Consider the following 26,853-nt stretch of genomic DNA (forward strand, 5'->3'; position numbering starts at 1 on the left):
GGGAAGATCAGTACTTGCTGAGGGCGCGGGCGGCCTGCTGGCCAAGCGGTGCGGTGCGGGCGCGGAACTCTTCGGGAGTCCATTCGGCAAGCGAGCCTGCGATGTGAATGGCGGCGACCGGTGCGCCCTTGCTGTCGAGGATCGCAAAACCCATGGCGATTTCGCCTGACAGGATCTGGTTCAGTGCCAGCGCATAGCCCTGTGCGCGGGTCTGTTCGACAGCCTGCATGATTTCGTCAATTTCGGTCATCGTGTTCGGGGTGAAGGGCCGCCTGTCCGAGCGGGCAACAAGATCGCGGGCGGTGTCTTCGGGCAGGCGGGCCAGGATGGCCAACCCGCCGGAGGTGCAGAATGTCGGGACGCTGTGGCCGACGATAGAGGCGTTGAAGGTCTGACGCTTGGTCTGGAGACGCACGGCATAGACCATGCGGAGGTCATCGAAGAGCGACAGGTCGATCCGTTCGCGCACCGTGGTGCGCAGTTCCTGCAGGACCGGTGTGGCCTGCCGTACCAGCGGATTCAGACGCAGAAAATCGAGCGTGTGATCCAGGATGCTGACGCCGGGGACATAGCCGTGCCCGTTTGCGTCGCGGCTGATGTAGCCAAGGGCGCGCATGGTATGGACCATCCGCTGGGCCGCGCTGCGGTCGAGCCCGGCACGTGATGCGACTTCCGAGAGGGTCAGGGGCCCTTCGGTCTGGTGAAAGGCCGACAGCACCGCCATCGCCTTTTCCACGGATCGGACGAAAAGCGGACTGGCGCGTTCCTCTTCCAGATTGGCGGAGCGGCCGGTTTCGGCGCGTATCGTATTCCTGAACATTATCGCTTTCCTGACACAGCGGCATTGACGCCGGGTAAGGCGGCGGCATACGATTTCTATACGATGTAGTTGTATTGTCTTGCAATACTTCTGTGGGCGACGGACAAGCGGGCCGAGGTCGGACCGCCGTCAGCACAAGTCGGGGGAAACAAGATGTCAAAGCGCGTGGCGCTGGCCGGATTTCTACATGAAACAAACACTTTCGCGCCTACGAAAGCGCGCATGGCGGACTTTGTGCAGGGGGGTGGTTACATGCCCCTGGCCCGTGGGAAGGCCGTTCTGAGCCAGGGGCGCGACATCAACCTTGGAATTGGCGGCGCGGTCCAGTTTGGCGAATCGGCGGGCTGGGAGATGGTGCCAATCCTCTGGGCGGGTGCCATACCGTCGGCCCATGTTTCAAAAGATGCCTATGAAAGCATCAGTGACGAGATAGTTTCGGGCATTGCGGGGGCCGGCGCGCTGGACGGTGTCTTTATCGATCTGCATGGCGCAATGGTGGCGGAACACGAGGATGATGGCGAGGGCCGGCTGCTCAAGCGCCTGCGCGAGGTGGTGGGGCCGCATGTCCCGATTGCCGCAGCGCTCGACCTGCATGGAAACATCACCCGGGATATGGTGGATGCGGCCGACGTGCTGGTGGGGTTTCGTACCTATCCCCATGTGGACATGGCCGAGACGGGGCACCGGGCCGCGGCGCAACTGGATGCGCTGATGGCGCGGGGGGCGCCCTTTGCCGCGGCGTTCCGGCGGCTGCCCTTCCTGGTGCCGATCGCCTGGCAGAGCACAAGGGCGCAACCGGGGCAGCGGATTTACGAACTGGTCGCGGAACAGGAGGGTGGCGGCGTGGCCAGCACGTCGTTCTTCTTCGGCTTTCCGGCGGCGGATTTTCCCGGCTGTGGTCCGACCGTGATATGCTATGGTGAAACGCAAGCCGATGCCGATCGCGCGGCGGATGCCATAGAGCAGGCCGTTCTGGCGGCGGAGCCGGAGCTGGCGGGAGAGACCTTTGAGCCTGAGGCGGGTGTAAACGAGGCGATGCGCATTGCCCGTGACGCAAGCCGTCCGGTGGTGATCGCGGATACGCAGGACAATCCCGGCGCGGGGGGCGACAGCAACACCACGGGGATGTTGCGCGCGCTGGTCGCACGGGGGGCGCAACGGGCGGCCCTGGGCAATATGGTCGATCCGCGCGCGGCAGCGGCAGCACACGAAGCGGGGCAGGGGGCCGAAATAGAAATCGCACTTGGCGGTTTCTCGGGCATTGCGGGCGACACGCCGTTCGAGGGGCGCTTTACGGTCGAGGCCCTGTCTGACGGCAAACTGGTGGCGAAGGGACCGTTCTATGGCGGCGCGCCCCTGGACATGGGTCCCTCAGCCTGCCTGCGTATCGGCGACGTGCGCGTGGTGGTCACCACGAACAAGGCGCAGATGGCCGATCGCGAGATGTATCGCTTTGTCGGGATCGAACCGGAGCAACAGGCGATACTTGTCAACAAGAGCTCGGTGCATTTTCGGGCCGATTTCGACGGCATCGCAGAAACGATCCTGACCTGTACGGCGCCAGGCCCGATGCCGGTCAGCCCGGCAAGCCTGCCGTTCAGGAACCTCGCCCCCGGCATGAGGCTGGAGCCTCTGGGGCGGGTTTTCGAGGCACCGACTGCCGCCTGACCTGCGGCGGCACAGACAGATGAAAGGAGCGACGATATAGCCAAGGAAGATCAAGAAACGAAAACAGGGGCAAAAGCCTCGCGATGACACCAACCAACGGGAGTTACCAATGAAACTGCTGAATTTCACAAAATCGGGAACCGGATTCCGCATGTCCCTGTTCTCTGCGGCGCTGGCGGGTCTTGCCATGATGTCCGGGGCCGTGGACGCGCAGACGCTGCGCGCGGTCAAGCACTCTGACCTTCGGGTGCTGGACCCGATCCTGACCACCGCTTACATGAGCCGGAACCACGGCTACATGATCTTTGACACGCTCTATGCGCTGGATTCCGATCTGGTGCCGCAGCCGCAGATGGTCGACAGCCACGAAGTGTCCGAAGACGGGCTGACATATACTTTTACCCTGCGCGACGGATTGAAGTTTCATGACGGCGCAGATGTCACCGGAGAGGACGTTGCGGCGTCGATCAAGCGCTGGGGCGAACGCGACGGAATGGGACAGGTGCTGATGTCCTTTGTCGAAAGCATGTCGCAGGGCGACAGCCCCAATCAGTTCGTCATCAACCTGAAGGAACCCTACGGCCTGGTCATCGACAGCCTGGCGAAACCTTCGTCGAACGTGCCGTTCATCATGCCTAAACGGCTGGCGGAAACGCCCTCTACAGAGCCTATTCCGGAGCAGATCGGCTCTGGCCCGTTCAAATGGGTGGCGGATGAATATCAGCCCGGCGTCATCGCGGTCTATGAAAAGTTCGAGGACTACGTGCCGCGCGACGAACCGGCAAGCTGGGCATCGGGCGGCAAGGTCGTCAAGGTGGATCGCGTCGAATGGGTCGTGATGGCTGATGATCAGACCGCGTTGAACGCGCTTCAGGCGGGCGAGATCGACTATTGGGAAAGCCCGCCTTCTGACCTTTTGCCGATCCTCGATGCCAACCCCGATGTGACGGTCAAGAACCTCAACGCGCTTGGCTTTCAGACGATCATGCGGCCCAATACTTTGAATGCGCCGATGGACGATCCGAAAATCCGCAAGGCCGCCATTGCCGCAGTGAACCAGAAAGACGTTCTGGATGCGCTCGTGGGCAACCCGGACCTCTACAAGATATGTGGCGCGATGTTTGTTTGCGATACGCCGCTGGCCAGCGATGTCGGCTCCGAGACGCTGACGCAGGGCAACGGTATGGACCAGGCCAAGGCGCTGCTGGAAGAGGCGGGTTATGACGGCACGCCTATCGTCGTCATGCACCCGACAGATGTGAGCACTCTGCGTTCGCAGCCTGTCGTGGTGGCGCAGGCGATGCGGGACGCGGGCTTTACCGTCGATCTGCAGGCGATGGACTGGCAGACCCTGGTCGGCAAGCGCGCGTCGCAGGCCTCCATCGCGGATGGCGGCTGGCACATGTTCATGACCAACTGGGTGGGCGCGGATGTGTTCAACCCCCTGGTGAACAACATGGTCAACGGCAAGGGACCCGATGGCGGCTGGTTCGGCTGGCCGGATGTGCCGAAGCTGGAAGAGCTGCGTACGGCCTATGCCACAGCCGCGACGCTGGAAGAACAGAAGGGTCTGGCCGAGGAAATTCAGGCCCTGGCCTATGAGGAGGGCATCTATGCCCCGATCGGCCAGTACTTCGTTCCGACGGCATGGTCCAACAACCTTGAGGGCGTGCTGGACGCGCCCGCGCCGCTGTTCTGGAACATCAGCAAGAACTGATGCGATACCGGCCTCGCGCCAAACGCGCGGGGCCGGACACCTCATTCGAATGCATTCCGAAAGGACTTCCGATGGTTGTCTACATCGTGCAGCGCATCCTGGCCGCGATCCCGGTGATGGCCTTTGTCGCGCTCTTCGTCTTTCTGCTGTTGCGACTGACCCCGGGCGACCCGGCGGCGATCATCGCGGGGGATACCGCGACGCCTGCACAGCTTGAGGCGATCCGCGACTCGCTGGGGCTGAACGATCCGCTTCTGGTGCAGTTCTTCAGCTGGATCGGTGACCTGCTGCGCGGCGATTTCGGCACCTCGATCCTGTCCGGAAAGCCGGTGCTGAACCTGATCGCGGACCGGATGGAGCCGACCATCAGCCTGGCGCTGACCACCATCATCCTGTCGGTGCTCATCGCCGTGCCGCTGGGTGTCATTGCCGCGTGGAAACAGGGCACATTGATCGACCGTTTCGTGATGCTGTTGTCGGTGCTGGGCTTTTCCGTTCCGGTCTTTGTCATCGGCTACCTGATGATCTCGCTTTTCTCCATGCAACTCGGCTGGTTTCCCGTGCAGGGGTTCAAACCCATCGGCGATGGTGTCGGACCATTCCTGCACCGGATTGCCCTGCCGACGGTGACGCTGACCTTGCTCTATATCGCATTGATCGCACGGATCACGCGCACCTCGATGCTGGAGATCCTGGGTGACGATTACGTGCGCACCGCGCGGGCCAAGGGGCTGCCCGAACGCAAGGTGCTCATGCGTCACGCGCTGCGCAATTGTTCCGTGCCGATCATCACGGTGATCGGCATCGGCTTTGCGCTGATCATCTCGGGGGTGGTGGTGACGGAATCGGTGTTCAACCTGCCGGGACTGGGGCGGCTGACGGTCGATGCCGTGCTGAGCCGCGATTACCCGGTGATCCAGGCGGTGATCCTGCTCGCCTCTCTCATCTATGTCGTGATCAACCTGCTGATCGACATTGCCTACGTCCTGCTTGACCCGAGGATCCGCTACACATGACCGATCAATCCGCGTCCTCTGTCGTTCCCGCCCGCGTCACCGCACTGGCCCGCGCGCGGGAGATTGTCTTTTCCGGCCCGCTGGTCACCATCGCCGCCGGTATTCTGCTGATCATCGTTCTGTCGGCACTGCTGGCGCAATGGATCGTGCCGCACGACCCTGTGCGCCTGACGCCGGGGGTGCGCCTGAAACCGCCAAGCGAGGAATTCTGGCTTGGCACGGACGCCTATGGCCGCGACCTGTTCTCGCGCATCATCTATGGCGGGCGGATTTCGCTTGTCGTGGGGGTGGCGGCGGCGATCTTTGCCGTGGTGCTGGGCCTGCTGCTGGGTCTGCTGGCGGGTTACATCCGCTGGATCGACGCGGTGCTGATGCGGATGGTGGACGGGCTCATGGCTATCCCGTCGATCCTGCTCGCCATCGCCATCGTGTCGCTTTGGGGCGCGAGCCTGTGGACCGTGCTGGTTGCGATCACCATTCCGGAGGTGCCGCGCGTGGTGCGGCTGGTCCGGTCGCTGGTGTTGTCGGCGCGCGAGGAACCCTATGTCGAGGCGGCGATTGCCGCCGGGACCCCGACCTGGATCATCATGCGCCGCCACCTGGTGCCGAACACCATCGCGCCGCTGATCATCCAGGGCACTTATATCTGTGCCAGCGCCATCCTGACCGAGGCGATCCTGAGCTTCCTTGGCGCGGGGATAAACCCCGAGACGCCGAGCTGGGGAAATATCATGGCCGAGGGGCGGATCTATTTCCAGATCAACCCGGGCATCGTGCTTTGGCCCGGCCTGGTGGTGTCGATCACCATCCTGTCCATCAACCTTCTGGGTGACGCGGTGCGCGACGCACTTGATCCGCGCATGGCGAAACGGGGTATCGAAAGATGAGCCTTCTTGAAATTTCCGACCTGCGGATCGCACTGAACGGCGACAGGGACAGCCAGGTGGTCAAGGGGCTGGACCTGAGCATCGAGGCGGGCCAGACCACCTGCCTTGTCGGGGAAAGCGGCTCGGGCAAGTCGTTGACCGCACTTGCGACCATGGGTCTGCTGCCGCCGGTGCTGAAACCCGTTGCGGGGTCGATCAAGCTGAAGGGGGAGGAGTTGCTGGGGGCGAAGCAGTCGCGGTTGCGCGCGCTCAGGGCCACCTCCATGTCGATGATCTTTCAGGAACCGATGACGGCGCTGAACCCGGTCGCCCGTGTCGGCCAGCAGATTGAGGAAGTGCTGGAGTTCCATTCGGACCTGTCGCAATCCGCCCGAAAGACCCGGGTGAAGGAAATGATGGAGCAGGTGCATCTGCCGGACGTGGACAAGATGTACCGCAGCTTTCCGCATCAATTGTCGGGTGGGCAGCGCCAGCGGATCATGATCGCGATGGCGCTGGTCATGCGGCCACAGCTTCTGATCGCCGATGAACCCACGACCGCACTGGACGTGACGACACAGGCGCAGATCCTCAGTCTGATCCGCGAGTTGCGAGAAGAACAGGGCGCGGCGGTGTTGTTCATCACGCATGACATGGGTGTCGTGTCCGAGATCGCGGATGATGTTACCGTGCTCAAGCTGGGCGAGGTGATGGAGACGCAGAAGCTGGACGACCTCCTGCGCCGTCCCAAGACAGAATACACCCGCGACCTCTTGCGCTCTGTTCCCAGCCAGGTGCCCCGCATGGCGCGGCCCAGGACGTCGGACAACGTGGTGCTGGAGGCGACGGACCTGTGCAAGACCTATGGCGGTGGCGGGCTGTTCCGCAAGGGCCGCGAGGTCAAGGCGGCTCAGGATGTTTCCTTCAGCCTGCCCAAGGGCCGGACGCTTGGCATCGTGGGTGAAAGCGGATCGGGCAAGACCACGGTGGCACGCTGCATCATGCGGCTGATCGACCCGACATCGGGGGCGATCCGGGTGGGCGGCACGGATATCGCGCAGCTGACGCAAAAGGAACTGAAGCCCGAGCGCAAGAACATCCAGATCGTGTTTCAGGACCCGATGCGCTCGCTGAACCCGCGCATCGAGATCGGCCAGTCGATCATCGAAGGGCCGCTGAATTTCGGCGTGCCGAAGGACAAGGCGCTGGCGCGCGCGCGCGAATTGCTGGAACTGGTGGGCCTGCCCGCCAGCGCGGTGAACCGCTTTCCACACCAGTTTTCCGGCGGCCAGCGGCAGCGCATCGCGATTGCCCGTGCGCTGGCGATGGACCCCGACGTTCTGGTCGCGGACGAGGCGGTGTCAGCGCTGGATGTTTCGGTTCAGGCGCAGGTGCTGGACCTGCTGGCGGAACTTCAGGAAAGGCTGGGGCTGGGCATATTGTTCATCACCCATGACCTCGGCGTGGCAGCGCAGATCTGCGACGATGTTCTGGTGATGCAATACGGCAAGGTTGTCGAATACGGCCCCGCCGCCCAGGTGCTGGGATCGCCTCAGCAGGATTACACCAAGGCGCTGATCAAGGCCGCTCCCGGGCGGCATTGGGATTTCGCGAACTTCCGCCCCTTTGCAGAGGCGGCTGAATAACACAATGGAGACCACCACATGAATGTCATGCCCATCATTGCCGACAGCACGGACGAGCTGGAGGCGATCTTCAAGGATCTGCACGCCCATCCCGAAATCGGCTTTACCGAGCATCGCACCGCCGGTGTTGTCGCCGAAAAGCTCAAGGCCTATGGCGTTGACGAGATTCACACAGGCATCGCGGGGACCGGTGTTGTCGGTATCATCAAGGGCAACCGCGAAGGCGTCCGCCGGATCGGGCTGCGCGCAGACATGGATGCGCTGCCGATCAACGAGGAAACCAACCTTGCCTATGCCTCGACCAATCCGGGAGTGATGCACGCCTGCGGGCATGACGCGCATACCACCATGCTGTTGGGCGCAGCGCGGCATCTGGCCGCCACCCGCGATTTCGCCGGCACCGCCGTGCTGATCTTTCAACCTGCCGAAGAGGGATTGGGCGGTGCGCGGGGGATGCTGGCGGACGGGCTGTTCGAGCGCTTTCCCTGTGACGAGATTTACGGGATGCACAACATGCCGAATGGCGAGGCCGGCAAAGTCGGTATCTGCAAGGGGGCCGCGATGGCGGGGGCATCGTTTTTCGACATCACCATACAGGGCAAGGGCAGCCACGCGGCAATGCCGCACCAGTCGCGCGATCCGCTGGTGATTGCCTCCGACCTGGTGGGCAGTCTGCAGACAATCCTGTCACGCAATATTGCGCCACTGGACACCTGTGTGTTGTCGGTGACGCAGATCCATTCCGGATCGGCATATAACGTGGTGCCCGACTCCGCATCGCTGGCGGGGACCATCCGCTATTTCAAGGACGAAGTCTGTCAACTGGCCGAGACCCGCATGCGCGAGCTTTGCGCCGGATTTGCCACCGCCTACGGCGTGACGATCAACATCGATCTGCGCAACATCTTTGACGTCCTGATGAACGATGCCGACCTGTCGGATGCCTATATGGAAGCGGCAGCGGACATCGTGGGGCGCGAGAACATCAGCGGCACCGATGAACCCGCCACCGGGTCGGAGGATTTCGCCGATATGCTCAAGGTCGTGCCCGGTGCCTATTGCCGGATCGGTCACTCCGGCACGACCGGACTGCACAACCCCAGTTTCTTCCTCGATCCTGAAGTTCTGCCCGTCGGCGCTTCAGTGATGGCGCGTATCGTCGAACGCCGTCTGGCCAACTGAAAGGACATGTGATGAACCCTCTCGAACTCCCCTTTGACACGGATGAGATGCTGACCGGGCTGAAACCCTGGATCGAATGTGAAAGCCCCACTTTTGACGCGGCGGCCGTCAACCGCATGATGGACATTGCGGCCTACGAGATGGCCGCGCTTGGCGCGACGGTCGAGCGTATTCCCGGGCGGATGGGTTTTGGCGGCTCGGTCCGGGCACGGTTTCCGCATCCCGACATGGGCAAACCCGGGATCCTGATTTCGGGGCATATGGATACGGTGCATCCCATCGGCACGCTGGATGTCCTGCCGTTCAAACGCGATGGAGATATCTGCTACGGCCCCGGCTTGATGGACATGAAGGGCGGTAACTATATCGCGCTCGACGCGATCCGAAAGCTGATCGCCGCGGGTCTTCAGACGCCCTTGCCCGTCACGGTCCTGTTCACCCCGGATGAAGAGGTCGGCACCCCGTCCACCCGTGATTTGATCGAGGCCGAGGCCGGGCGCAATGCATATGTCCTGGTGCCCGAACCGGGCCATGACGATGGCGGCGTGACGATCGGCCGCTATGCCATCGCGCGTTTCAACCTCATGACCAAGGGCCAGCCCAGCCACGCGGGTGCGCGTCTCTCCGATGGCAAGTCCGCCATCGCCGCAATGGCCCGCAAGATCGGCGAGATCGAGGATATGACCGGACCGGACTGCACCTTCAGCGTCGGGGTGATCCATGCGGGTCAATGGGTGAACTGTGTCTCCTCCTCCTGCGCGGCAGAGGCGCTGAGCATGGCCAAGAAACAGGAAGACCTTGATGCCGGGGTCGAACGCATGTTGGCGCTTCAGGGGGATATGAACGGTGTCGAATTCATCGTCGAACGCGGCGTGACGCGCCCGGTCTGGCGGCCCGACACGCCCGGCACGGCGAAGATTTTCGACATCGCCAAGGACATTGCCAAAGAGCTTGGCTTTGAGATGCAGGGCCGCAGTCAGGGCGGCGGCTCCGATGGCAATTTCACCGGCGCCATGGGTATTCCAACGCTGGATTCGCTGGGGGTTCTGGGCGCGGGGCTGCATACGCTGAACGAACATATTCAGGTGGATAGCCTGACCACGCGGGCAAAGCTGATGGCGGGGCTGTTGATGCGGCTGGCTTGAAATGGATCAAAAGGCGATGCCACGTTAAACCGGTGCGATTGTCGGCAACTTGAACTGTGAATGGGCAGAACGGATGCCGGGCCCGCCGGTCAAATGCAAATGCCACCGGTTCCCACCGCGAGTCATTTTGCACGCCGTTTGACGACGCGCGGCGCTTTCGGTTCTGGCCGTCGGCGCCGCGACGAGTTGGAGCCACAGGCAGAGGTCATCGGGCATTGGACCCCGGATCCGGCTGGCAAATTCACCGCACCTGCATCAAAAGTCAGATTGAACCGCAAAAAATCCTCAACCAGTAGAGACCAACATGAAACCAACCCCTCCGCTTACCCGCTTTATCGGCGAGGCCGAACGCACGCTTCAAGCGCTTCTGAAACACCAGTTGGATCGCGCCGGACTGCGCTTTGAAGAATGGGTGACCCTGACAATAGTGTCCGGGGCCACCGCGCCGGATAAGGCCACCCTGCTCCGGCAGATCGCCGCGGCCAAGGTGGTTGCGCCTGGCGATGAAGCGGACCTGTTGCATGCAATGATCCAGCGCGGTCACATCGAAGGCGACAGCGCTCTTGCCCTTTCTGCTGAAGGCCGCGCGGTGTTTGAACCCCTGCGCGACGCAATTCGCGGCATTACCAGCGGCCTTTTCGCCGAGCTTCCGGCAGATGATCTCGACACAACCCGGCGGGTGCTGGAAACGGTGACGCAGCGGGCCAATCAGTTTTTGGCGGAAACCTGATATCTGAAACCAGCAAGATGCCAATCCCTTTGCAGTGGCGCGGACGCCACCGCATTGCGCTTGAAACGATGGGTGAGGTACGGGTGCCGAGCGCTATCTTTCGGCATTAGTTCTTCAAGGTTCAAGCTGTGCCCGGATGGAATCGGAATTGGCCAGATAATCCAAAACCGCACGCACGCGCGCCGTGTGCCGCAGGTCGGCGTGGGTGAGGAGCCACAGATCAACGGCGATCTCATCTATATCATCCCCAAGGCGCGTCAGCCTGGCGTCGCGCCCGGCCAGGTAAGCAGGCAGAACCGCGACGCCAATGCCGGCCTGTACCGCGGCATAGATGCCCAGCACGGTGTTCATCCGACAGACGACCATCTTGTCGTTGGCGTGATTTTTCATCCATGCATGCAACTGAGGATAGGGCATCGCCGGGCTTGGTCCGATCCATGCCAAAGGCTGATCAGGGTCCGTCACCGCACCCTTTGCCTGCAGATCATGCCGCCCATATACAGCTTGCCGTATGACGCCCAGTTTGCGCCCGACCAGATGCTCTGCCGGGGCCGCTGCGGGTCTGATGGCGATATCGGCCTCGCGCAGGCTCAGGTCGGATATTTCGTTCGATACACTGATCTCAAGCACGATTTCGGGTGCCAGCCTCCGGAACTCTGACTGCACCGGGGTCAGCAATGCGTGTAAAAGAGTGTCTGTGGTGGCAATCCGCACCACGCCGGAGGGGCGCAGATCACCACCCGACAGACGTCGTTCGGTCTCATTTGTCAGATCGGCAATCTGGCGCGCTATGGCAACGATCTCTTCTCCGGCGGCTGTAGGCCGGTAGCCTGACCTGAAACGCTCGAACAGACGGACGCCCAGTTTGGCTTCGATGACATTGATCCGGCGAAATACAGTTGGATGGCTGAGACCTGCCAGCCGCGCGGCCTTGTTCATTGATCCGGCGTCGGCGATTTGCAGCACGATCCGGTAGTCACCCCAGTCAAGCTCGTTGTTCATCCGTGCAATATTACCTTGCAGATTCGTCAGCTGTGAAAACAGGATTGAACAATAGATGTTCCTGAGACATTGGCAAACAGCAGGTGACCAAAGATGCATGTGCACATCATCCATGCCCATCCGGAACCATCATCCTACAATGGGGCCCTGACCAAAGCGGCACAGCAGGCGCTGCAACAACGCGGCGATACCGTCACGATATCCGATCTTTACCAATCGGGTTTCGACCCGGTCGAGAAGCCCGCCAATTATCCCGATCGCGCGGACATGGCGCATTTTGCCGCGCTGAACGAGCAACGGCACGCGTGGCAAAACGGCACATTGCCGGGCGTGATAGAGACTGAAATTGCCAATCTCGAACAGGCCGATCTGGTTGTCTTGCAATTTCCCCTGTGGTGGCACGGTCCGCCTGCAATCCTCAAGGGATGGTTTGACCGGGTGTTCGTCAGCGGGGGCCTCTACTCCAGCAGCAAGCGCTATGACAGCGGTCATTTCCGGAGCAAGCGCGCGGTGCTTTCTGTCACCACCGGCGCGCCGCGCCAGGCTTTCGGGCCCGGCAGCCGGGGCGGGGATTTTGATACCATGCTCTGGCCGCTGCAATATTCACTGCACTACATGGGTTTTTCGGTTTTGCCGCCGTTCATTTCCTTTGGCGTCCAGGGGCACGGCTATTGCTATGAAGGTGCGGACAGCTTGAAGAAGCGTCTGGCACAGAACCTCGATGAATGGCGGTGTCATCTTGGCAAAATCGAAAGGGCCGAACCACTGGTGTTTCCCGGCTGGCATGACTGGGATGAGGACGGGCGCGCCCTGAACCTCAAGGGTTGAAAGGATCAGTCACAATCAGGAAGCATTGGATCGACATTGACGACAAACGTTCGTCCCTTTGGGGCTGGCTGGGTGAAAACGGGCCAGAGCGTTCATCCGCTTGATAAACCACGGGCGAAGTCGCGGACATGAGACCTCGCCCGATCAGCACATCTGTCCACGCCGCGACAGGGTCAGAAACTTTCGGTCAGCTGCGACTTTTCAACATATGGTCCGCAATGCCCAACAGGTCAGTCGCCTGGCAATCCCAGTCACCCGACGACACGGCTCTGCTCGACCGTCGCATGCGCCCCGCTATCCTGACAGAAGCGGGGCAGATCCTCTTGCTGGCGGTGACGGATGGTCTGGATCAGTTCGGTCGCGCCATTGATCAGATCATTGCGATGCAGGCAGCACAGAAAAATGTTGTCATGGTGGGCTGCGCGATCTGTACCGGAACCTATTGGCTGGACAATGTATCGTTGCGCGCCGTGCAGGGATTGCCAGTAGAGGGGATACACACGCCGATTCTTGTGGGGCGTCCCGATGTGATCGCGCAGCGGCAGGACCAGATGGATTTGCAGATCTTTGCGGGCCGCGATTTTGAGATTGTGAATCCGGAACAGGATCCGCGTTACGACGACTATTGGCGCAGCTATCACGACCTGACTTTGAATACGAAGGCGAGATGCACACGGAACTGGGGCTGAACACCGAGTTGCGCGCGCGCCTGTTGCCGAACAACCGGCTGACGGGGCGGGCGAATGTGCTGATCTATGGCAGCGCGGGCTGATCAATATCGCCACGCTCGCCAGCACAGATGTCACAAGCTACGGATAACGCCATGAATCTTGACCTTGCAAATCGACTGATCTCGACCGCGCTGGAGTGTCGTCGCAAACGAGGAGCCAAGCCAATGACTGTTGCTGTCATTGACGCGGGCGGCCACCTTGTTGCGCTCCAGCGCGAAGACGGCACCAGCAATTTGAGGGCTGAAATTGCTCAGGGCAAAGCGAAGGGCGCAATTGCAATGGGGTTGGGGTCACGCGCGCTTTATGAACTTGCGCAGGAACAGCCTTATTTCAATCAGGCCGAGACGACACTGCAAAATGGTGACCTGATAGCGGTGCCCGGTGGCGTCTTGATCCGTGAGCAGGGAAAAATAATCGCTGCGATCAATGCTGTCGGGTTAGAAGCCGATGCGGGTTGAGTTTGGCGGCGGTGCCATCACACATGTTGCCCGCCGTTCACTTCGATCTCGACCCCGGTGACGTAGGAGCTTTGATCGGAGCACAGGAAATAGATCGCATCGGCGACTTCCATGGGCTGGCCGAGGCGGCGCATCGGCAGGGTCGCGATGATCTTGTCGGTTCCTTCGCTGAGGATGCTGGTGTCGACCTCTCCCGGGGCGATGGCGTTGACGCGCACGCCCAGGGGGCCGAAATCATGCGCCATCTCGCGGGTGAGGGCGGCAAGGGCCGCCTTGGACGTGGCATAGGCGGCCCCGGCGAAGGGATGCACCCGCGCACCGGCGATCGAGGTCACGTTGACCACCGATCCCTTGCCGCGCGACAGCTCGTCCTGCAGCCCGCGGGCCAGTACGACGGAGGCGAAGAAGTTGACGTGAAACACCTCGCCCCAGACCCGCAGGTCGGTGTCCAGCGTGCTGAGACGCTCGCCCTCCGGCCCCTTGGGCGAGATGCCCGCGTTGTTGACCAGCGCGTGCAGCGCGTTGCCGTCGAGCAGGCTGCGGATATGTTCCACCGCTTCCATGATCTGGCTGGGGTGGCTCAGGTCCACCTGTACGTGATCGCGCGCGCCCCCCGGCCAGGGGCATTGCGGCGAGAAAGGCTGCCGGGAACAGCTGATCACGCGCCAGCCTTCGCTGGCGAATTTCTTGACGGTGGCGTGGCCGATGCCGCGGCTGGCGCCGGTCAGCAGAAGGGTCTTCTTCTCCGGGGCGTTGTCGGCCATGGATTGTCCAATCAAAGGGGCAGGGGGATTATTCCACTGCGGTCAAGGCACGTTCGTAGTCCTGCCCCGGGATCGCGTCCAGCAGGCTTTGCGTATAGGCGGTGTCGGGATCGTGCAGCACCTTGGCGGTCGGGCCGACCTCGACGATCTTGCCTTTCTGCATGACGATGATCCGGTCGCAGATCCGCGCGGCCACCCGCAGGTCGTGGGTGATGAACAGCATCGACAGGTTCAGCCGCGTCTTGAGATCCGCCAGCAGGTCCAGCACCTGCGCCTGGATGGACACATCGAGCGCTGACACGGCCTCGTCCGCGATGATGATCGACGGGTCCAGCGCCAGCGCGCGGGCGATGCCGATGCGCTGGCGCTGTCCGCCGGAAAACTCATGCGGGAAGCGGTCCATCGCCGAGGCGTCGAGGCCGACAAGTTCCAGAAGGTTGCGGGCCTTGTCCATCGCCTCGGCCCTTGGCGTGTCATAGGCGATCAGCCCCTCGGTCAGGATGCGCGACACGCGGGCGCGGGGGTTGAGGGACGAAAACGGATCCTGAAAGATCATCTGCATCTTGCGGCGTTTGTCACGCAGCTCGGTGCCCGACATCGGCGCGATATCCGCCCCGTCGATCAGAACGCGGCCCTTGTCCGGTTCGACCAGCCGCACGATGCAGCGCCCGACGGTGGATTTGCCCGAACCGCTTTCCCCGACGATGCCGATGGTCTCGCCCGCGAATAGGTCGAAGGTCACATCCTGTACTGCCCGGACCACGCGGGGTTTCTTGAAAAAGGAGCCGGAGCCGGTGGTATAGGTCTTGCTCAGGCCCTCGACCCGCATGACCGGGGTGCCAGGGGTCTTGTCGCCCTCGGTGTGGCGGGTCAGGCGCGGGATCGCGTCGATCAGGGCGCGGGTGTAGGGGTGCCTTGGATGCAGCAGAACCTCGTCCGCCGTTCCGGTTTCGACGATTTCGCCGGTCTGCATGACAATGACGCGGTCGGCAATGTCGGCAACGACGCCAAAGTCGTGGGTGATGAAGATGACGGCCATGCCGCGCGACTGGCGCAGGTCTTCGATCAGCTTGAGGATCTGCGCCTGCGTGGTCACGTCAAGCGCGGTTGTGGGCTCGTCCGCGATCAGGATATCAGGCTCTAACGCGAGGGCCATGGCGATCATCACGCGCTGGCGCTGGCCGCCGGACAGCTGGAAGGGATAGGCGCGGATCGCCGCCTCCGGGTCGGGGATGCCGACCTCCTCCAGCAGTTCCAGCGCGCGGGACCGGCGTTGGGAGGAGGTCAGTTCGCCATGCGCCTCGAAGACTTCCGAAATCTGGGCACCGACGCGCATCAACGGGTTCAGCGCGCTCAGCGGTTCCTGGAAGATCATCGCGAAGCGTTTGCCGCGCAGGGCCATCATTTTCGATTCCGGCAGGCCGAGGATCTCCTGCCCGTCGAAGGTGATCGTGCCGCCGGTGGCCCTCACGCCCTGCGGAAGCAGGCCCATCACGGCATTGGCGGACATGGATTTGCCCGAGCCGCTTTCGCCGACGATGCACAGGATTTCTCCCGCTGCGAGATCGAAGTCGATGGCCGTGGCGGCGAACGGACGGTCGGCGCCTTCAGGCAGGGCGATGTCCAGATTGCGGATGCTGAGCAGGCTCATTCGGATTTCCTCGTCAGGCGCGGATTGAGCGCGTCGTTCAGGCCCTCACCGATCAGGTTCAGCGCAAGCACGGTCAGCAGGATCGCCATGCCCGGCAGGAAGGACAGCCACCAGGCGGTGCGGATCACGGTGCGCGCGGCCCCGATCATGTAACCCCAGGACATGATGTTCGGATCGCCGAGGCCGAGGAAGGACAGCGAGCTTTCCAGCAGGATCGCCTGTGCCACCATGAGCGAGGCCAGCACGATGATCGAGGGCAGGGCGTTGGGCAGGACGTGACGCAGGATGATCTGCGTGTTGCCGAGGCCTTGCAGGGTGGCCGCCTCAACAAATTCGCGGGTGCGCAGGCTCAGCACTTCGCCGCGCACGAGGCGGGCGACCGGTGGCCATGAAACGATGGCGATGGCGATGATCACGTAGGTCAGGCTGGGTTGGAAGATCGCCAGCAGCACGATGGCGAGCGCAAAGCTGGGGATGGTCTGGAAGAATTCGGTAAAGCGCATGAGGATGTCATCGGTGCGGCCCACGAAATAGCCCGCCAGGGCGCCCACAGGCACGCCGATGGCAAGTGCCACGATGGTGGAGACGAGGCCGACCAGCAGGCTCACGTAGGCACCATGCGCCAGCCCCGACAGCACGTCGCGCCCCAGCGCATCGGTGCCGAGCCACAGCGCATCGTCGCTGAAGGGCGGCAGGAACGGGCGCTGCACCATCTTCCACGGGCTTTGCGGGAACAGGAAGGGGGCGGCGATGGCCGTGACAATGACAAGGGCGAGGATCACCAGCCCGATCACCGCGCCGCGGTTGTAGCGGAAGCGTTTCCAGAAATCCTTCATTTGGTCAGCCTTATGCGCGGGTCAACGATGACATAGACGACATCGGTGATGAGGTTGAACAGCAGCACCATGGCCCCCGAGATGTAGAAGACGCCAAGGATCACGGCATAGTCGCGCTGGCTGATCGCTTCGAACATCAGGCGGCCGATGCCGGGCCAGGCAAAGACCGTCTCGGTCAGGATCGCGCCGCCAAAGATCTGACCCGCCTGCAGACCCGCCAGGGTGATGACGGGCAGCAGCGCATTGCGCAGGATGTGCCGCCGCTGGATCACGCTGCGCCTGAGGCCCTTGGCACGCGCCGTCTTGACGAAATCGAGACGGCTGACCTCCAGCATCGAAGAGCGGGTCATGCGCATGTAGATCGCGGTAAAGAACAGTCCCAGCGTGGTCGCGGGCAGGATCAGGTGCTTGGCAACGTCGAGGACATGGGCCAGACCGGTATAGCCCGCGCCGATGGTCGAGTAGCCGAAACCGGGCAGCCAGCCGAGCCAGACGGAGAACACGAGGGACGCCATCAGCGCGACCCAGAACAGCGGCGTGGCATAGAACAGCAGAGCCAGCGTGGAGATGATCGTGTCGCCCCAGGAACCCTGACGGGCGGAGGCGGCGACACCGGCGATCACGCCCAGCACCAGCGACAGCACAAAGGCGACGCCGGTCAGCAGCAGGGTGGCGGGCAGGCGGCTGGCAATCAGATCGGCAACCGGCATCTGCTGGCGATAGGAAAATCCGAGGTCCAGCATCACGGCGCCTTTCAGATAGGTCCAGAGCTGGATGTAGAGAGGCTGATCAAGGCCGAAGCGAATGCGCAGATCGGCGAGAAACTTCTCGTCCGCCGCACCGGCCTCGCCTGCCATGACGGCGGCGGGGTCGCCGGGGGCGGCATGGATCAGCAGGAAGTTGAAGACCAGGATGGCCAGCAGGATGAAAACCGCCTTGACCAGCCTGCCCAGAATGAAACGTATCACGCAGTTCGCCCCGTCAGATAATGGGTGGGGTCCGGGCCGATGAAGCGGCCCGGACCGTCAGGCAAATGCCCTCAGTTCTTGTCGATCCACACGTCGCGGAAGCCGTCGTTCACACCAAGCGCGGAATTGACCGGGTTCTTGATGTTGCAGCGGTAGATCGTGGGGAAGCCCAGCTCCAGCAGCCACAGGTTCGGCACGTCGGAGACGATCTGATCCTGGATCTTCTTGTAGGCCGCCATGCGGTCGTCCGGGTTGGCCATCAGCGCCGCCTCGTCGAACATCTTGTCCGTCTCGGGGTTCTGATAGTTCGACACGTTGTTCCAGGGCGAACCAGGCTCGGCGTTGGTGGACATGTATGTCCGCGACACGCCAAGGGCCGGATCGCCGTACTGGTAGAGGTAGGTGAACGCCAGATCGAAGTCGCGGTCTGCGACCTTCTGGTTCCAGCCCGCCACGTCCGACGGCACCAGTTCGACGGTCATGCCGATCTCGGTCAGGTTCTGTTTGACCGCTTCGGCCCAACGCTGCCAGGTCTCGCCGTAGGGCAGGCCCAGCAGGCGGATGGTTTCACCGTTGTAGCTGGAGTCTTCCAGAAGCGCCTTGGCCTTCTCGGGGTCATAGCCGATGTCAGGTGTATCCCCGGCGTAAAAGCGGGTGGAGGAGGAGAGCGGGCCGGTTGCGACCTTGCCCAGCCCGTTCCACAGCGCGTCCTTCGCAAAGTTGCGATCCAGCGCGTGCATCATCGCCTGACGCACCTTCACGTCATCCAGCGGCTTGTTGTTCATGTTGATCCAGATCCACGACAGCGGGCCGAAGTATTCCCAGCCCTGGTCGGTGATGCAGGTGTTTTCCAGCTCGCGGATGCGCGGCACGTCGAAGTTTTCGACCGAACCGCCGGGCAGCACGTCGACCTTGCCGGTCTCGTAGGCCACCGCGCGCGAGGCGGCATCGGGGATCACGTGGTAATAGACCTCATCGACATAGGGTTTGCCCTCCATGTAGTAATCGCCGTTCTTGACGAGGTGGATGTAGCTGCCCTTGACCCATTCATCGAACTTGAACGGGCCGGTGCCGATTGGCGTGTTGTTGGCCGGGTTGTTCACGAAATCCGTGCCTTCGTAGATGTGCTTGGGGATCATCGGCGCGGTGCCCTGTTCGAAGATCCCGATGAAGGGGCCGAAGGGTTCCTTGAGGTTGAACACGACCGTCAGATCGTCGGGCGTGTCGATGCTTTCGACCCGGTCCATGTAGGTACGGGTGCGCGGGTTCGTTTCGCGCAGGAACACGTCCATGGTGAATTTCACATCCTCGGAGGTGAAGGGCTCCCCGTCGTGGAAGGTCACGCCGTCGCGCAGCTTGAAGGTATAGGTCTTGCCGTCCTCCGAGATTTCCCAGGATTCGGCCAGCTGCCCTTCAGGCTTGAGGTCGAAGTCATAGCGCAGCAGGCTTTCGTAGATGTCGCCCGCGACCATCTGGGTCGGGCCGTTCTGCACGATGCCCAGCATCAGCCCCGGCGGTTCCGGCTGGATGACGACGTTCAGCGTGCCGCCCGCCTGCGGTTCCCCGTCCTGCGCGGCCAGCGGCCCCGCAAGCGCCAGGGCCGCGATTGCGGCGATGATCTTGAATGGTCTTAGCATAGTTTCTTTCCCCGTCTGTTGATGTCCATTGGGACTGTTTATGCAGTTCAAGCGTGAACCGTTCTTCGTTGATGTGCCACGCCAGCTTCTGGGAAATGGCACATCCAGGCGCGTCATTTTTGTTCAAGCGTCTGGATATACTGGGTAATTCCATCTCTTGGTTTTTCGATATCCGCCTGCATCGCAGCGCGGGCCGCAGCGGAATCATGGGTTTCGCAGGCGGCGATGATCTGATGGTGCTGTTCGACCATGTCATTGTGGGTCTTGGCGTAATAGCCCGAGATCAGTGGCCCGGTACGCAGCCACAGGCGGCTCAGAACGCCCAGAAGGATCGGCATGCCCGCGATTTCCGCAAGGGCGAAGTGGAACTTCTGATTCATTTCAATCGCCAGCGGCCATTTGCCGGCGGCAGATGCCTCTTCGTTACGCAACACGATGCGTTTGAGCATGGCAACGTCCTTGTCCTGCGCGACTGCGGCGGCACCGGCGGCGGCAAGGCCTTCAAGCTCTGTCCGGATGGCGGTGATCTCAAGATAGGCGGCGGTCGTCAGCACAGGAACGCGCAGGTCTCGCATGCTGCGCTGTTCCAGCGCGTTGTCCTGCAACAGCCGCTGCACCGCGTCACGCACCGGCGTCGAGCTGGTCCCGAGCGAGTCGGCCAGACCCCGTATCGTCAGCTTCTGATTCGGCTGCAGCTTGCCCCGGATCAGGTCCTGCGAGACCCGTCCGTATATGGCATGACCCAGCGAATCCTTGTTCAGTTCTTTCATCTCACCCCTGTTGGCGGTGGTGCTATTTTGATGCATCATGCATCAAAATTGTTGATGCGGCAAATCTTAACTGCAATAGTCTGCCCAACCGCCCGGCGGCGGAGCGGGCGATGCCCGAAATTTGCACAACAGGCGGAAGGTCCCCCGGATGAAAGTCTATTTCGACGCGCGACAGCTGGGCCATGCGCCGCAGGTCTACTTCAGGCGGGGCGCTGCCATGCCGCATCAGGAGCAGCCCCAGCGGGCCGAGATCCTGCGCGACATGCTGCTGTCGGAAGGGTTCGAGATTTCAGCGCCGGGCGATCATGGGGTCGGCCCGATCAAGGCGGTGCACAATCCCGGCTACGTCGATTTCCTGCCCGATGCCTATGACCGCTTTGTCGAAAGCGCAGGGGCGGAAGCGCTGGCGATCCCCACGATGCATCCCGGTGTCCGCCGCGGGAAGGAGCCGCGCGACATCCACGGCCAGCTGGGATGGTGGATGACCGACACATCCACGCCGCTGACGCCGGGCAGCTGGGATGCGGCCTATTGGTCGGCGCAATCCGCGGTGGCAGCAGCAGATGCGGTGTTGTCGGGCGAAAGGGCGGCCTATGCGCTGTGCCGTCCGCCGGGGCACCACGCAATGCGCGATTGTTCCAATGGCTTTTGTTTCTTCAACAACGCCTGCATCGCGGCGCATCACATGACGTCAAAGTACCGCAAGGTCGCACTGATCGACGTGGATGTGCACACCGGCAACGGATCGCTCGATATTCTGTACGAACGGGGCGACATCTTCTTTTGCTCGCTGCATCCCGATCCCGCCACCTATCCGACCTTCTTCCTTGGTCACGCCGATGAAACCGGTGAGGGCGCGGGGGCGGGCACAAAGCTGAACCTGCTGCTGGAGCAAGGGGCGAGCCAGGATGACGTGCTGGCCACGCTCGACAAGGGCATCGCGGCGGCGCGTGCCTTCGGGGCGGAGGCGCTGGTGGTCTCGCTCGGCTTCGACATGGCGGCGGATGATCCCCTGGCGGCGGTCGCGGTCTATCCCGACGGTTTCGCCATCATGGCGCGCAAGCTGGCAGACATGGGCCTTCCGACAGTGCTGGTACAGGAGGGCGGATACCTTGGCCCGTCGCTGGCCGACAACGGGCGCGCGTTTCTGACAACCTTCCGCAAGGCGATCCAATGAAAGACCATCCGGTGATGATGAACGGCGCCGAAAGCGTCGTGCGCAGCCTGCATGACGCGGGTGTCGATGTGTGTTTCGCCAATCCCGGCACCTCCGAGATGCAGTTCGTCGATGCGCTGGACCGGACCAAGCTGATGCGCTGCGTGCTGGGGCTGTTCGAAGGGGTCGTGACCGGGGCCGCCGATGGCTATGCGCGGATGGCGGGCAAGCCTGCGGTGACATTGCTGCACCTCGCCCCCGGATTTGCCAACGCGGCGGCCAATCTGCACAACGCGCGCAAGGCGCGGGTGCCGATGGTGAACCTCGTGGGCGATCACGCGCTGCGCCACCAGCACTATGACGCGCCGCTGTCTGCGGATGTGGAAGGCGCCTGCGCGCCGTTCTCGGACTGGGTCCGATCGGGCAAGGATGCGGGCAGTTTCGCCGCCGACGCGATGGAGGCGCTGCGCATCGCCAGGGGCAAGCCGGGCCGCATCGCAACCCTGATCGCACCTGCCGATATCGGCTGGGACGCGGGCGGCGTGATGGCGGCTGAGCTGCCGTCTGACGGTTCGGTCGCGCTGGATGCCCAGGCGCTCGACAGGGCCGTTGCGGCGCTGGAACGGGGCGCAGGCACGGTGATGATCGTGGGCGACGGGGTGCTGGAGGATGTTGGCGCGCTTGCCCTGTTGCAGGGGATCGCGGACAAGACCGGGGCGAAGATCCTCGCGCCGACCTCGAACCGGCGGATGGAGCGTGGGCAGGGGCGATTCCCGGTCGCCAAGATCCCCTATCCGATCAACGACGCCATCGCGAGCCTCGCGCCGTTCAGTCACGCAATCCTGATCGACGCCAAGCCGCCGGTGGCGTTCTTTGCCTATCCCGGCAAACCGAGCATGTTGCTGCCCGAAGACTGCGAAATGGTGACGCTTGCCGGGCTGGATGGCGACGGGCCCCTGGCGATTGCGGCGCTGGCCGACCGGGTCGGGGCATCGGCGGCGCAAGCGCCCAATGTCGCCATGCCGGACCGGCCCGCGGCGGGCGCGATCACGATGCAGAACATCGCGGCGGCCATTGCCCGGGCGCTGCCCGAGGATGCAATCGTTGTGGATGAAGCGGTCAGCTGGGGCGGTGCGCTCTACGCGGCGGGCGACGCGGCGCGGCCGAATTCCTGGCTGTCTCTGACAGGCGGCTCCATCGGCATTGGCATCCCTCTGTCGGCAGGGGCAGCCATCGCGCAGCCTGACCGGCCCGTGATCACTTTGCAGGCCGACGGATCGGCGATGTACACGCTGCAAGGGCTGTGGACGCAGGCGCGGGAGGGGTCGAACGTGACGACGATCATCCTCGCCAACCAGGCCTATGAGATCCTGAAAGGTGAATTGCACAATGTCGGCGCACAACCGGGCGAGGACGCGCTGAGCATGCTGAATCTTGACCGTCCGGCGCTGGATTTCGTGTCGATTGCCAAGGGAATGGGTGTACCGGGTCGCCGGATCGAGGATGTGCGCGACCTGATCCAGGCCATCGAGGACGCGGCCAAGGAGCCGGGACCGTTTCTGATAGAGGCGCTGCTATGACGATTTCCCCCGAATTGCGCGAGCGCATCCTGCAATCCGTTTCCGAGGGCTTCGACGATCAGGTGGCCTTCACTCAACAATTGGTACAGATACCGTCGCTGCGTGGCCGGGAACATGCAATTCAGGACCTGCTGTTCCGCGCGTTGCGCGAGCGTGGCATGACCGTTGACCGCTTCGCCATGGACCGCGCGGCAATCGAGGCGCATCCGGGCGGGTCGAAATTCTCGGACGATCATTCCGATGCGCCCATCGTCGTCGGCATTCATCGCCCGACCACGGAAACGGGCCGGTCGCTGATCCTGCAGTCGCATCTTGATGTGGTGCCCGAAGGGTTGGCGGAGATGTGGCGCGATCCGCCGTTCTCGGGCAAGGTTGAAGGCGACTGGATGTACGGGCGCGGCGCGGCCGACATGAAAGCGGGCGCGGCGGCGAACCTCTTTGCGCTCGACGCGCTGCGGCGGATCGGGCTGCAACCGGCGGCGACTGTCTATGTGCAGTCGGTGGTCGAGGAGGAATCGACCGGCAACGGCGCCCTGCAGACCTGGCTGGAAGGCTACACCGCCGATGCCGTGCTGATCCCGGAGCCGGAGGACGAAAAGCTGGTGCGCGCCAACACCGGCGTGATCTGGTTCCAGGTCAAGCTGCGCGGTGTCCCGGTGCATGTGCGCGAGATGGGTGAGGGGGCCAATGCCATCGACGCCGCCTACCGCGTGATCGCGGCGCTGCGCGAGATCGAGGCGGACTGGAACGCCGCCAAGGGCGCACATGCGCATTTCGAGGACGAGGTGCATCCGATCAACCTCAACATCGGCAAGATCGAAGGCGGCGACTGGGCCTCCTCGGTGCCGAGCTGGTGCACGATAGACTGCCGTGTCTCGATCTATCCGGGGCAGGGCGCGGAAGAGATGGCGCGCGAGATCACTGACCGGATCGCGGCCTTTGCCAAGGCCGACAGTTTCCTGTCGAACAATCCGCCCGAGGTCGCGTTCAACGGCTTTTACGCCGAGGGTTACGTGCTGGAGCCGGGAACCGAAGCCGAGGGCGTTCTGGCCAGGGCGCATGAGGCGGCAATCGGCGTGCCGCTGCAAAGTTTCATGACGGCAGGGTATCTCGATACGCGGGTCTATGCGATCTACAACAAGATCCCGGCGCTTTGTTACGGGCCGATTTCGCGCAACATTCACGGGATCGACGAATGCGTGAGCCTGCCGTCGGTCAAGCGGATCACGCAGGCGATGGCGTTGTTCATCGCCGAATGGTGCGGTGTCGAGCAGGTAGAGGGCTGATGCACAAAGCCGCCGCCTTGCCGCAGTCCGGTCTGTCGGACGCCGCAGGTCGCGCCGACCTGTTGTCTCATGATGCGCCGGCGGTCAGCGCCGATCTGGCAGCGGAACTGGCGCGGAACCTCTACGGGGTCGACGGGCAGGTGCACCGGCTGACAGCCGAGAAGGACGCGAATTTTCGGGTGACGATGGCGTCGGGCGAACAGGCGCTGCTCAAGATCACCAACGCCGCCGAAGACCGGGCCGTGACCGATATGCAGACCGCCGCGCTGATGCATATCGCGGCGGTTGATCCCTCCTTGCCGGTGCCGCAGGTGCGCTGGTCGCTGAACGGGGAGGCCTCGGAGCTTGTCAGCCTGCCGGCCGGCCAGACCCATGTGGTGCGGTTGCTGAGCTATCTGGACGGCACGGTGCTGAGCGCTGCGACCGGCGGCGGTGCCCTGCACCGCGAAATCGGCACGCTGTTGGGACGGCTTGCGCTGGCCCTGCGCGGGTTTTCGCACCCGGCGGCGGGACATGTGCTGCAATGGGACATCCAGCAGGCCCACCGCCTGCGCCCGATGCTGGAGGCGGTGGCCGACCCTGCTCTGCGCGCCCGCCTGACAGCGCTGATCGACCTGTTCGAGGCGGAGATCCAGCCGCGTCTTACGTCGTTGCGGGCGCAGGTCGGGCATAACGATTTCAACCCGCACAACCTGCTGGTGGACAGCGCAGAGGCGACGCGGCTGACGGGGATCATCGACTTTGGCGATATGGTGCTGACGCCGATGGTCTGCGATCTTGCCGTGGCCTGTTCCTACCAGATCGCCGATACCGCCCGCCCGCTGGACGATGTGGCGCGGCTGATCGCGGGGTTTACCGAGGTCCTGCCGCTGGAGGATGTGGAATTCGCGCTGCTGCCCGATCTCATACGCCTGCGCCACGCGACCAGCCTGACCATCGGCGCCTGGCGCGCGCGGCGGTATCCCGACAACGCCGCCTACATCCTGCGCAACACGGGCGTATCGCTGCGCGGGCTGAACGCACTGGACAGGATCGGCACCGAAGGAGCACTGGCGGCCCTGTCGCGTAGGGAGAACATGAGATGACCATGGTCAACGCCTTTGACAGCAGCCGCTCAGGCGGGCTCGGCTCCGAGGATGCCGCGCTGATCGCGCGCCGCGAAAAGGTCATGGGCCCGGCGTACCGACTGTTCTACCAGGAGCCGCTGCATCTGGTGCGGGGCGAGGGCGTGTGGCTGTGGGACAAGTCGGGCAAGCGCTATCTCGACTGCTACAACAACGTCGCCTCCGTCGGGCATTGTCATCCGAAGGTGGTGCAGGCCGTTACGGCGCAGATGAGCGTGCTGAACACCCACACCCGCTATCTGCACGACGGGGTGGTGGCCTATGCCGAACGGCTGCTGGCGACGATGCCTGACGCGTTGGGGCATGTGATGTTCACCTGCACCGGGTCCGAGGCGAACGATCTGGCGCTGCGCATCACCCGGTCGCATCTGCGGCGGCAGGGGGTGATCGTGACCCGTCTGGCCTATCACGGCCTGACCGAGGCGGTGTCGGAGCTGTCGCCTTCGCTGGGTGATTTTGTCCCACGGGGTGACCGGGTGCGGATGATCCCGGCGCCGAACGCCCTGAGCGTGCCGCCTGCAGAACAGGGGGCGCGGCTGGCCGCCGATCTGGGCGAGGCCATCGCGGCGATGCGACGCGACGGGATCGAACCGGCGGCCTTCATCGTCGATACCGTGTTTTCCAGCGACGGGCTTTATCCCGATCCTGCGGGTTTCCTGAAACCCGCGGTGGACCTGATCCGCGCAGAAGGCGGCATATTCATCGCAGACGAGGTGCAGCCGGGGTTTGGGCGCACGGGTGAAGCGTTCTGGGGCTTCCAGCGACACGGGCTGGTGCCGGACATGGTCACGATGGGCAAGCCGATGGGCAACGGTTTCCCGCTGTCGGGTGTCGCCATGCGGCCCGGTCTGGTGGCCGAATTCGGCAGCAAGGCGCGCTATTTCAACACCTTCGGCGGCAACCCGGTTGCCGCCGCCGCCGGGATGGCGGTGCTGGATGTGATCGAAGGCGAAGGGCTGCAGGACAACGCGCTTGAGGTCGGTGCCTTCCTGAAGGACGGTCTGCGCAACATTGCTGGACAGGTGCCGGGAATCGTCGATGTCCGGGGCGCAGGTCTGTTCCTGGCCGTCGAGATCGAGAAGGACGGCGCGCCGGATGCGGACCGCGCGGCCTTTGTCGTCAACCACCTGCGGCAGAACGGCGTGCTGATCAGCGCGACGGGGCCGGGGGCCAATGTTCTCAAGATCCGCCCGCCACTGGTGCTGCAACGGGCGGAGGCGCAGATGTTCCTTGACGCCGTCGCCGCAGCCTTTGCGGCGGGCGCCTGACACG

The 26,853-nt window shown here is 63.1% G+C and carries 25 protein-coding genes; 17 read left to right on the forward strand and 8 right to left on the reverse strand.

Annotation, left to right across the window (positions count from 1 at the left end; genetic code table 11):
• Positions 1-7: 7 nt before the first annotated feature.
• Positions 8-820 (reverse strand): IclR family transcriptional regulator, encoded by an 813-nt coding sequence (locus tag PVW51_RS14250; protein WP_269367487.1) that lies wholly within the window; start codon positions 818-820, stop codon positions 8-10.
• Between the two features lie 153 nt (positions 821-973).
• Here PVW51_RS14250 and PVW51_RS14255 point away from each other — a divergent pair, with 153 nt between their 5' ends.
• The 8 genes from PVW51_RS14255 (at position 974) to PVW51_RS14290 (ending at position 10,790) form a co-directional block, all read left to right on the forward strand.
• A complete protein-coding gene (locus PVW51_RS14255; protein WP_274575715.1) occupies positions 974-2,488 on the forward strand; it encodes a M81 family metallopeptidase in 1,515 nt (504 codons plus the stop codon).
• A 109-nt stretch (positions 2,489-2,597) separates the two neighbouring features.
• Entirely contained in the window at positions 2,598-4,205 is a 1,608-nt protein-coding gene (locus PVW51_RS14260) for an ABC transporter substrate-binding protein (protein WP_269367485.1), read from the forward strand.
• A 71-nt stretch (positions 4,206-4,276) separates the two neighbouring features.
• Positions 4,277-5,221 (forward strand): ABC transporter permease, encoded by a 945-nt coding sequence (locus PVW51_RS14265; RefSeq protein ID WP_269367484.1) that lies wholly within the window; start codon positions 4,277-4,279, stop codon positions 5,219-5,221.
• A complete protein-coding gene (locus tag PVW51_RS14270; RefSeq protein WP_274575716.1) occupies positions 5,218-6,108 on the forward strand; it encodes an ABC transporter permease in 891 nt (296 codons plus the stop codon). The genes PVW51_RS14265 and PVW51_RS14270 overlap by 4 nt, the downstream gene beginning before the upstream one ends.
• A complete protein-coding gene (locus tag PVW51_RS14275; protein ID WP_274575717.1) occupies positions 6,105-7,733 on the forward strand; it encodes an ABC transporter ATP-binding protein in 1,629 nt (542 codons plus the stop codon). The genes PVW51_RS14270 and PVW51_RS14275 overlap by 4 nt, the downstream gene beginning before the upstream one ends.
• A gap of 18 nt (positions 7,734-7,751) precedes the next feature.
• Entirely contained in the window at positions 7,752-8,915 is a 1,164-nt protein-coding gene (locus PVW51_RS14280) for a M20 aminoacylase family protein (RefSeq protein ID WP_274575718.1), read from the forward strand.
• 11 nt (positions 8,916-8,926) lie between these two features.
• Positions 8,927-10,060 carry a M20/M25/M40 family metallo-hydrolase gene (locus tag PVW51_RS14285; RefSeq protein WP_274575719.1) on the forward strand — a complete coding sequence of 378 codons (1,134 nt, stop codon included), beginning with the start codon at positions 8,927-8,929 and terminating at the stop codon, positions 10,058-10,060.
• 379 nt (positions 10,061-10,439) lie between these two features.
• Positions 10,440-10,790 (forward strand): hypothetical protein, encoded by a 351-nt coding sequence (locus tag PVW51_RS14290; RefSeq protein WP_274575720.1) that lies wholly within the window; start codon positions 10,440-10,442, stop codon positions 10,788-10,790.
• A gap of 114 nt (positions 10,791-10,904) precedes the next feature.
• Here PVW51_RS14290 and PVW51_RS14295 read toward each other — a convergent pair whose 3' ends face one another.
• Positions 10,905-11,792 carry a LysR family transcriptional regulator gene (locus PVW51_RS14295; RefSeq protein ID WP_274575722.1) on the reverse strand — a complete coding sequence of 296 codons (888 nt, stop codon included), beginning with the start codon at positions 11,790-11,792 and terminating at the stop codon, positions 10,905-10,907.
• 93 nt (positions 11,793-11,885) lie between these two features.
• Between PVW51_RS14295 and PVW51_RS14300 the strand changes: the two genes are divergently transcribed.
• The 4 genes from PVW51_RS14300 (at position 11,886) to PVW51_RS14315 (ending at position 13,809) form a co-directional block, all read left to right on the forward strand.
• A complete protein-coding gene (locus PVW51_RS14300; RefSeq protein WP_274575724.1) occupies positions 11,886-12,620 on the forward strand; it encodes an NAD(P)H-dependent oxidoreductase in 735 nt (244 codons plus the stop codon).
• A 218-nt stretch (positions 12,621-12,838) separates the two neighbouring features.
• On the forward strand, positions 12,839-13,309 hold the full coding sequence (locus tag PVW51_RS24315; protein WP_443288137.1) for a phosphate acyltransferase: 471 nt from the start codon (positions 12,839-12,841) through the stop codon (positions 13,307-13,309).
• On the forward strand, positions 13,288-13,392 hold the full coding sequence (locus tag PVW51_RS14310) for a hypothetical protein (RefSeq protein WP_274575725.1): 105 nt from the start codon (positions 13,288-13,290) through the stop codon (positions 13,390-13,392). Before PVW51_RS24315 ends, PVW51_RS14310 begins: the two co-directional genes overlap by 22 nt.
• 51 nt (positions 13,393-13,443) lie before the next feature.
• On the forward strand, positions 13,444-13,809 hold the full coding sequence (locus tag PVW51_RS14315) for a GlcG/HbpS family heme-binding protein (protein ID WP_274575726.1): 366 nt from the start codon (positions 13,444-13,446) through the stop codon (positions 13,807-13,809).
• 17 nt (positions 13,810-13,826) lie between these two features.
• Here PVW51_RS14315 and PVW51_RS14320 read toward each other — a convergent pair whose 3' ends face one another.
• From PVW51_RS14320 to PVW51_RS14345, 6 genes are all read right to left on the reverse strand, one after another.
• A complete protein-coding gene (locus PVW51_RS14320; protein WP_269361049.1) occupies positions 13,827-14,573 on the reverse strand; it encodes an SDR family NAD(P)-dependent oxidoreductase in 747 nt (248 codons plus the stop codon).
• A 28-nt stretch (positions 14,574-14,601) separates the two neighbouring features.
• Positions 14,602-16,224 (reverse strand): ABC transporter ATP-binding protein, encoded by a 1,623-nt coding sequence (locus tag PVW51_RS14325; protein WP_274575728.1) that lies wholly within the window; start codon positions 16,222-16,224, stop codon positions 14,602-14,604.
• The gene (locus PVW51_RS14330; protein WP_269361045.1) at positions 16,221-17,060 is read right to left on the reverse strand and encodes an ABC transporter permease; all 840 of its coding nucleotides are present in this window, start codon (positions 17,058-17,060) and stop codon (positions 16,221-16,223) included. The genes PVW51_RS14325 and PVW51_RS14330 overlap by 4 nt, the downstream gene beginning before the upstream one ends.
• The gene (locus tag PVW51_RS14335; protein ID WP_274575729.1) at positions 17,057-18,028 is read right to left on the reverse strand and encodes an ABC transporter permease; all 972 of its coding nucleotides are present in this window, start codon (positions 18,026-18,028) and stop codon (positions 17,057-17,059) included. The genes PVW51_RS14330 and PVW51_RS14335 overlap by 4 nt, the downstream gene beginning before the upstream one ends.
• Before the next feature lie 71 nt (positions 18,029-18,099).
• Entirely contained in the window at positions 18,100-19,665 is a 1,566-nt protein-coding gene (locus tag PVW51_RS14340) for an ABC transporter substrate-binding protein (protein WP_269361043.1), read from the reverse strand.
• Between the two features lie 113 nt (positions 19,666-19,778).
• The gene (locus PVW51_RS14345) at positions 19,779-20,435 is read right to left on the reverse strand and encodes a GntR family transcriptional regulator (protein WP_274575730.1); all 657 of its coding nucleotides are present in this window, start codon (positions 20,433-20,435) and stop codon (positions 19,779-19,781) included.
• Positions 20,436-20,583: 148 nt separating this feature from the next.
• On the opposite strand from PVW51_RS14345, the gene PVW51_RS14350 reads away from it, so the two are divergent.
• The 5 genes from PVW51_RS14350 to PVW51_RS14370 are packed head-to-tail and all read left to right on the forward strand — an operon-like array spanning position 20,584 to position 26,849.
• Positions 20,584-21,612 (forward strand): histone deacetylase family protein, encoded by a 1,029-nt coding sequence (locus PVW51_RS14350; RefSeq protein WP_274575733.1) that lies wholly within the window; start codon positions 20,584-20,586, stop codon positions 21,610-21,612.
• Entirely contained in the window at positions 21,609-23,171 is a 1,563-nt protein-coding gene (locus tag PVW51_RS14355; protein ID WP_274575735.1) for an acetolactate synthase large subunit, read from the forward strand. The genes PVW51_RS14350 and PVW51_RS14355 overlap by 4 nt, the downstream gene beginning before the upstream one ends.
• Complete coding sequence (locus tag PVW51_RS14360; protein WP_274575736.1) at positions 23,168-24,457, forward strand: ArgE/DapE family deacylase; 1,290 nt, start codon at positions 23,168-23,170, stop codon at positions 24,455-24,457. Before PVW51_RS14355 ends, PVW51_RS14360 begins: the two co-directional genes overlap by 4 nt.
• On the forward strand, positions 24,457-25,542 hold the full coding sequence (locus tag PVW51_RS14365; RefSeq protein WP_274575737.1) for a phosphotransferase: 1,086 nt from the start codon (positions 24,457-24,459) through the stop codon (positions 25,540-25,542). Before PVW51_RS14360 ends, PVW51_RS14365 begins: the two co-directional genes overlap by 1 nt.
• Positions 25,539-26,849 (forward strand): aspartate aminotransferase family protein, encoded by a 1,311-nt coding sequence (locus PVW51_RS14370; RefSeq protein WP_274575739.1) that lies wholly within the window; start codon positions 25,539-25,541, stop codon positions 26,847-26,849. Before PVW51_RS14365 ends, PVW51_RS14370 begins: the two co-directional genes overlap by 4 nt.
• The last annotated feature ends 4 nt before the right edge of the window (positions 26,850-26,853 follow it).

It is taken from the genome of Sulfitobacter sp. PR48 (genome assembly GCF_028807335.1).
GTDB lineage: Bacteria > Pseudomonadota > Alphaproteobacteria > Rhodobacterales > Rhodobacteraceae > Sulfitobacter.